We start from the raw sequence: 6,703 nt of genomic DNA on the forward strand, positions 1-6,703 counted from the left end.
CCCCGCCGATCACGGGGATGCTCGCGATGCAGGACATGATCGCGCTGATCGCCTCGGTCGGCATGCCCGCGGTGCGCGCGAAATCGGAGGCGATGACGGCGTACGCGCTGGAGCTGGCCGACGCGTGGCTGGTGCCGCGCGGGGTGCGGGTGGCGACTCCGCTCGACCCCGCCCGGCGCGGCTCGCACGTGACGATCGCGCACGAGTCGTTCGCCGGCCTCGTCCCGCGGCTGCAGGCGGAGGGGATCGTGCCGGACTTCCGCCGACCCGACGGCATCCGGATCGGCCTCTCGCCGCTGTCGACCACCTTCGCCGAGCTGGAGCTGGGCATGGCGGCCATCAGGGACGCGCTGGACTGAGCGGGGCCGGGGCTCGGCGGGGCGGGTGTTCCCGACCCCGCCCCCCTGCCCTCACCGCGCGTCGCGCGTCCGTCGAGTGCTCTCCTTCTGCAGGGCCTCGACGAGCTCGGCCTTCGTCATGCGCGAGCGGCCGGAGACGTCCAGGCGCTTGGCGAGGTCCATCAGGTGCGCCTTGGTCGCGTTCGCGTCCACTCCGCCCGCCGTCTCGCCCCCGGGGGAGCGGCCGTGGCCCTCGGCGCGGGAGTCGGAGGGGCCGCTCTCGGCCTTGCGCTCCCAGTGGTCGCCGACCTTCTCGTACTCGTGCTTCAGCGCGGCGAAGGCTGTGCGGTGGGCGCGCTCGCCGTCGCCGTAGCTGTCGACGGCCGAGTCGTGCGCGGCCGACCAGAGCTTCTGCGCGTGCTCGTCGGAGCGCTCGATGGTGGACGGGATCTGTTCCTCGCGGGGCATGGCGGCCTCCCTCTCGTCCTCCGACGCTACGTCGGATCGGAGGCGCCGGTCACCCCGTTGACGAGCGCTCGGCGGGCACCTCCGTCCCCGGAGCGCACTCGGGAGGCCGCTGCCGGTGTTCTCACCGGGCCGACGCCGATGATGGGGCGATGTTCATCCCGACCAGAGCCGCCGGTCTCGAGGCGCTCGACGACTTCGTCGCCCGCGCGGGCTCCGCCTACGCCCGCGACCGCAACCACGACCTCGGACCGTCCCGGGACAACGTCTCCGGACTCTCGCCCTACCTCCGCCACCGCCTCGTCACCGAGCGGGAGGTCGTCGCCGCGGTCCTCGCGCGGCACCGCCTGACCGCCGCGGAGAAGTTCGTCCAGGAGGTGTTCTGGCGCACCTACTGGAAGGGCTGGCTCGAGCAGAACCCGGACGTCTGGCGCCGCTACCGCCGCGAGGTGGCGGACTCCTCCGCGGGCGATCCTCCGCCCGGGTACCTCGACGCGATCGGCGGACACAGCGGCATCGACGCGATGGACGCGTGGGTGAGCGAGCTCGTCGAGACCGGGTACCTCCACAACCACACCCGCATGTGGTTCGCGAGCATCTGGATCTTCACCCTCGGACTGCCCTGGCAGCTCGGCGCCGACTTCTTCTACCGGCACCTGCTCGACGGCGACGCCGCGTCCAACACCCTGTCGTGGCGATGGGTCGCCGGCCTGCAGACTCCGGGCAAGACCTACCTCGCCTCCGCGTCCAACATCGCCCGCTACACGGAGGGGCGCTTCTCGCCGAGCGGCCTCGCCACCACAGCCCCCGCGCTGACGGAGGAGCCCTTCCCGCCGCGGGCACCGCTCGAGCAGGACGACGTCGTGGGGACCGTCGGCGCCCGCCCCGGCCTCCTGCTGCACGAGGACGACCTCGAGGCGGAGAGCCTGCTCGCCGAGCAGCCGGGTCTGGCCGAGCGCCTCGTCGCGTGCGCCGTCGCCGGGGACGCGGGCGGGCGCTCGCCGTCCGGAGTCTCCGACGCGGTCGCTGCCTTCACCGCCGCGGCGCTCGCCGACGCCGCCGAGCGCACCTCCGACTCCAGCGGTCGGCCGGCGCGGGTGCTGGCGGACGCGCGTGCCGCGACGGTCGTCGACTGGGCGGTCTCCGAGCGGATCGACACCGTGGTCGTTCCGTACGCGCCGGTCGGGCCCGTCGGCGAGCGGGTGGAGGCGCTCCGCTCGGCTCTCGCCGACGAGGGGGTCGCGCTCGTCACCGTGCGCCGCCGCTGGGACGGTGCGGCGTGGCCGTCGGCGTCGCGGGGGTTCTTCCCGTTCCGGAAGCGGATCCCGGCGCTGGTGCGCGACCTCGTCGAGCCCGCCGACGCGGCCCGCCTGTTCTGAGCGGCGTTCCGAGAGCCGCGTCCCGCGAGCTGCGTCCTGTGGGCCGCGTCCCGCGAGCTGCGTCCTGTGAGCCCCGTCCTGTGCTGCGTCCTGTGAGCTGCGTCCTGTGAGCCCCGTCCTGTGCTGCGTCCGGTGAGCCCCGTCCCGCGGAACCTGCCTGGTCCCGCGGGGCGGGTGCCGCTCAGCCGAGCAGGCGGTCGCGGAGGAAGTCGCTCGCGAAGCGGCCCGAGGGGTCCCACTCGGAGCGGAGGGTGCGCCACTCCTCGAGGTGCGGGTAGAGCGGCGCGATCTCGTCGGCTCCGGCGAGGAAGTGCTTGCCCCAGTGCGGCCGGGCGCCGAGCGGCAGCAGCGCGCCCTCGACGGCGGGGAGCACGGCGTCGACGCCGGCGCGGTCCTTCTTGAAGGTGAAGTGCACGCCGACGCTGTCGCGGCCTCCGGCGGGGGAGAGCCACTGGTCGTCGCCCGCCATGGTCCGCAGCTCCGTGATGAGCAGGACGTCGTCGATCCGCTCGCCGATCGCGCGCAGCGCCACGATCGCCTCGCGGACGTTCGCGCGCGGCACCATGTACTCGCTCTGGATCTCGTCGCCCGCGCTCGGCTCGCGGTCGAGGCGGAAGTGCGGCAGGCGCTCGGACCACGGTCCGACGGAGCCGCCGAACGGGTTCAGGTTGGAGTCGACACCCTCCGAGACGGCGAAGAGGCTCGCGGAGGCGGCGACCGCGCCCAGGTGCGTCGCGTCGACGTCGGCGACGGATCCCGCCGCCACCTTGGTCTTCAGCCACAGCTGCTCCACCGTCGGCGAGGACCAGTGGGTCATGAGGCTGACGCTGTAGGCGGAGGAGGTGATCGCGTCGAAGTCGTCGAGCACGCGCTCCCAGGGCAGGTCGACGAACGCGTCCTGGCGGACGTCGAAGGTCGGCTGGATGTCGAGGGTCACGCGGGTGACGATGCCGAAGGCGCCGAGGCCGACGACGACGCCCTCGAAGCCCGGCTCCCCGCGGCGGATCGTGCGCAGCGAGCCGTCGGCGGTGACGAGCTCGAGGGCCGAGACGGCGGAGGAGAGGTTCGCGTTGCGGTCGCCCGAGCCGTGGGTGCCGGTCGCGATGGCGCCGGCGACCGAGATGTGCGGGAGCGAGCCCATGTTGTGCAGGGCGTAGCCGTTGCTGTGCAGGTGCGCGGCGACGACGCCGTAGCGGGTGGCGCCGCCGACGGTGACGGTGCTCGCCTCGGCGTCGATCACGGGGTCGGAGGCCAGGCGCCCCAGGTGCAGCAGTGCGCCGGGGGTGTCGGGCAGGGAGTTGAAGGAGTGGCGGCTGCCGAGGGCGCGGACGCGCTCGTTCTCGCGGACGAGGCGCTGCACCTCCTCGACGGACTCCGGCTCGATGATGGCGGCGGCGCGGTACTCGTAGGTGCCCGCCCAGTTGCTCCGTGAGGTCATGGGTCCATTCTGCCGGGTGCTCAGGGGATTTGTTGTTGGTTGCAACGAATGGCTTGGTAACGCACGGGACGCGGCAGGACGGAACGGCGTGGATTTTGTTCGGGGCGCGCTCCGGGCCCCTGACGGGAAGGGCGGCGATGACCGCGCGCAGACGGTCCCGCTCCGATCTGTTCCGGGTGTTCGTGAGCCTCCTGGTCACGATCGTGGTGGTGCTGCTCGTCCTGGCGAGGGGGACGCTCGCTCCTGGCGACGGGCCGTCGATGCGACGGCGACCCTCGTTCCGGTCCATCTGCTCGGCTGGCCGCTCTCCACCGCCCTCTCCGTGGGCTGGAGCGCCGCCTCGTACTCGCGCCTCGACGAGCAGGCGCTCCGGAGCGCCGTCTCCTTCTCGCGCCTCGACGAGCAGGCGCTGCGGAGCACCGCCGAGGAGGAGGCGCGCGGCGAGCGGCGCCTCCTCTCGCGGATGGCGGGAGCGACCGGGGCGACCGGCACGACGCTGTCGGCGGCGGTGCCGGCGGTCGTGGTCACGGTGGCGATCGCGCAGAGGACGGATTTCCGCAGCGAGCCCCTCTCCCTCGCCGCCGCCCTGCTCGCCGTCGCGAGCTCGTGGGTGTTGATGGTCTTCTCGTTCGCGCAGGCCTGCCTGCGCCTCGAGTCGCGGTCGCCCGGCGGTCGCAGGTGCGCTTCGCCTTCGAGGAGGCGCCGCACCTCAGCGACTACGCGACCCTTGCGCTCCTGCTGTCCACGATGGCGGCCACGGTCTCGGCCGAGATCCGCTCGAGAGAGGGCTGGCGCCTGGTGCGCGCGAACGTCGTCATCGCGTTCGCCTTCGACTCGGTCATCATCGCGATGACGGTGTCGCTGCTGTTCGGCGGACTCGCGGCCTGAGACGGCGGGAGCGGAGCGTCCGGCGGAGCCGGGGGCGGCGGGCGGCGGAGAACGTGAACCACGTGGAGGTCGTCCGGTCGTGATCTCTCGAGTTCGACGGCTCTCCTGCGCGGCGGGGGCGTCCGCCAGCCGGAGCGGGGCGGGAGCGGACCGGGACGGAGCGGACCGGGACGGAGGGGCGGACCGGGACGCGGTGGCCGACGCCCCGAAGCGCCGAAGCACGACGGGACACGGGGTTCGAGGCTCGGAGCTCCGGGACACGGGGCTCGGAGCTCGGAGCTCGGGGCTCGGAGCTCGAGGCTCGACGAAGCGCCAACGTGCCGACGGACCTCGCGGCGCCGGAGGTGAGAGAGCGCGAGGGCGCCTGGGCGTGTCCAGGCACGGCGATTCACCGCCTCGCGGCCGACGGAGTGTCGAATCGCCCGGCATGTCGGGCTGCGGATCAGAACGGCGGAGGCGCGTCCACGAACCGCGGCCGCGTCGGCGACAGCACCGATGGCGACGGTCGAGGTGACGACGGTCGCGATGACCTCAGCTGCGATGACGAGGATCGTGGTGACAGCGGGTGCGGCTGCTGCTCCGGCTGCGGCTCCGGCTCCGGTTCTTGCGCCGACTGCGGCGTCGGTCGTCGCGTGGGCGGCAGCGGAGCCCCGGGCAGCGCCCGCGGTCGGTCGGTGATCCGTCGGCCGGTGGGGGTCGTCCAGACGACGGTGCCGTCCGGATGGAGGGTGTAGGTCCAGCGGTCGCCGTGGCGGACGTGGTGGTGCGCGACGCAGAGCGAGGCCAGGTTGCCGAGGGCGGTCTCGCCTCCGTTCCGCCACTCGAGGGTGTGGTCGGCCTCCGCCGTCGAGGCCGCACGGGTGCAGCCGGGGAACCGGCAGGTCCGGTCGCGCAGCTGCAGCTGGAGGCGCATCCGAGGGGGCGGGACGCGGAGGGTCCTGCCGACCGACGTCACCACTCCCGTGTCCGGATCGGTCAGCACCCGCGTGAAGGCGGCCGCCGTGCGCACGAGCTCCCGGGCGATGTCGGCGGGGACGAGACCGTAGCCGTCGAGTTCGGCCGGCGCGTCGTCGAGGCCGACCGCGGTGCTGGCGGCGAGGGTGAGGCGCACGTCGGCGCGGACTCCGGAGACCGAGGCGTGGATTCCGGAGCCCGAGGCACGGACGGCGCTCGCTCCTTCTCCCGAGGATCCGTCTGCGGAGATGTCGCCGTCGATGAGCAGATCGACGAGCGCGTCGGCCCGCAGCTGCGCGAGCGTCCGGCCGTCGCCGAGGGAGATGTCAGCGTCTCCACCGGCGCCGCCACCCGTCTCCGCGCCGAGCCCGGCACCAGCACCAGCACCAGCACCAGCACCAGCACCAGCACCAGCACCAGCACCAGCGTCCGTCCGCGCGCCGACTGCCACCGGAGCATCGCCACGGGCACCAGCACCGCTCTGTGCAGTCGCAGTCGCAGTCGCAGTCGCAGTCGCACTCGCACTCGCACTCCCACTCGCACTCGCACTTGCACTTGCACTTGCACTTGCACCTGCACCTGCACCTGCACCTGCACCCGCACCTGCACCGAACCCGATCCCCGCCGCGTCCGCCCCGTCGCGGAGCGAGCGGGCGATGCGGTCGAGACGGTTGTAGGCGCCGACCGCGACCGGGGCCGGCAGCAGGGCGCAGAGCGTGGCCATGCCGTCGGCCTCGGCTCCGAGCCACACGCTGCGGTCCTCTCGGGCGCGGGCGTGGCGTTCGGTGAACGGCTGCTCGTGCAGCTCGTCGCGCAACCGCGCCACGGTCCGGCGGAGCTGGGTGGGCGTCTGCGTGAGCGCCGCGGCGGCCGCCCGCTCGTCGAAGGGCGCGCGCGACGAAGCGGGGAGGGTCGCGGCGGCGGCGCAGACGACCTCGCCGGCCTCCCAGAGGATCCGGGCCTCGGCCAGGAGGGCACGGGTCGCCGGGAGGTCCTCGATGAGGAGCCGAGCATGCTCGAGACGTCGAGACGCCGCGCGCTCCGACATCCCGAGCGCCGTCGCGAACTCGGCTCGGATCGAGCGCTCCACGAGGTCTCCCGCCTCGCTCCGGGAGAGACGACTCCCCCGCGCGAACGACTCCGGCACGAGCAGCGCTGCCCGGTACGCCGTGTGCAGGGCGACGGCCCCCGCGAGCAGCACCGGCGCCGAGGAGCGGGCGAGCCCCGCCGCGAGACCGGCG

At 73.8% G+C, this 6,703-nt stretch carries 5 protein-coding genes and 1 pseudogene; 3 read left to right on the plus strand and 3 right to left on the minus strand.

All coding sequences use genetic code 11. The features are described from left to right. Positions 1-359 (plus strand): annotated as a pseudogene (locus C5C33_RS17720) (kynureninase); the annotation flags it as partial. Between the two features lie 51 nt (positions 360-410). Here C5C33_RS17720 and C5C33_RS17725 read toward each other — a convergent pair. Beyond that, positions 411-806, minus strand: a complete 396-nt coding sequence (locus C5C33_RS17725; protein ID WP_104225169.1) for a ChaB family protein — start codon at positions 804-806, stop codon at positions 411-413. A gap of 149 nt (positions 807-955) precedes the next feature. On the opposite strand from C5C33_RS17725, the gene C5C33_RS17730 reads away from it, so the two are divergent. Further along, positions 956-2,182, plus strand: coding sequence for an FAD-binding domain-containing protein (locus C5C33_RS17730; protein WP_104261761.1), 1,227 nt, complete (start codon positions 956-958; stop codon positions 2,180-2,182). Between the two features lie 181 nt (positions 2,183-2,363). Here the strand turns inward: C5C33_RS17730 and C5C33_RS17735 are convergent, their stop codons facing one another. Beyond that, on the minus strand, positions 2,364-3,620 hold the full coding sequence (locus C5C33_RS17735; protein ID WP_104234610.1) for an FAD-binding protein: 1,257 nt from the start codon (positions 3,618-3,620) through the stop codon (positions 2,364-2,366). A gap of 678 nt (positions 3,621-4,298) precedes the next feature. Between C5C33_RS17735 and C5C33_RS17740 the strand changes: the two genes are divergently transcribed. Continuing rightward, positions 4,299-4,508, plus strand: a complete 210-nt coding sequence (locus C5C33_RS17740; protein ID WP_181136277.1) for a DUF1345 domain-containing protein — start codon at positions 4,299-4,301, stop codon at positions 4,506-4,508. Between the two features lie 442 nt (positions 4,509-4,950). Here the strand turns inward: C5C33_RS17740 and C5C33_RS17745 are convergent. After that, positions 4,951-6,703: HNH endonuclease signature motif containing protein (locus C5C33_RS17745; protein ID WP_146085825.1), on the minus strand; the 1,753-nt coding region annotated here is incomplete at its 5' end.

Source organism: Rathayibacter sp. AY1H3 (genome assembly GCF_002932015.1).